At 69.7% G+C, this 373-nt stretch carries 1 protein-coding gene; it reads right to left on the minus strand.

Features of this window, described 5'->3' with window-relative positions; translation table 11 throughout:
- The coding region (locus tag KVT44_RS55695; RefSeq protein ID WP_308314431.1) for a tyrosine-protein phosphatase at positions 1 to 372 on the minus strand (372 nt) is incomplete at its 3' end.
- Between the last annotated feature and the right edge of the window lies 1 nt (position 373).

The following is a 373-nucleotide window of genomic DNA, read 5'->3' on the forward strand; positions in this document are numbered from 1 at the left end:
GAGGTAGTCGCGGGTCGCGGCATCCTCGGTCACACCGGCGGCCTTCAGCAGGACCGCAGCCAGCAGGCCGGTCCGATCCCAGCCTGCGCCACAGTGGAAAAGGATGCCGCCCGTAGGGGCTCGCGCGATCTCCTCGAGGGCACCCGCGAGCCGATGCGGCAGCTCCCCGACGGGGTCCAGGTAGGACAGCGGAGTTCCCCACTGCCCGTCCTTCTCCCGAGATTCCCAGAAGTGCCGTTCGTCCCCGTCGAGACCGACATGCCGGACGGCGATGTCGCGGGGGACGGACGCCGTTCGTTCACTCGGACGGCGGAGGTCGACGATGGTTCCCAAGCCATGCGCTCGGAGGCGATCCCACCCGGCGTCGGTCACA

Origin of the sequence: Streptomyces sp. GbtcB7, assembly GCF_019091445.1 — a bacterium.
Lineage (GTDB): Bacteria > Actinomycetota > Actinomycetes > Streptomycetales > Streptomycetaceae > Streptomyces > Streptomyces mirabilis.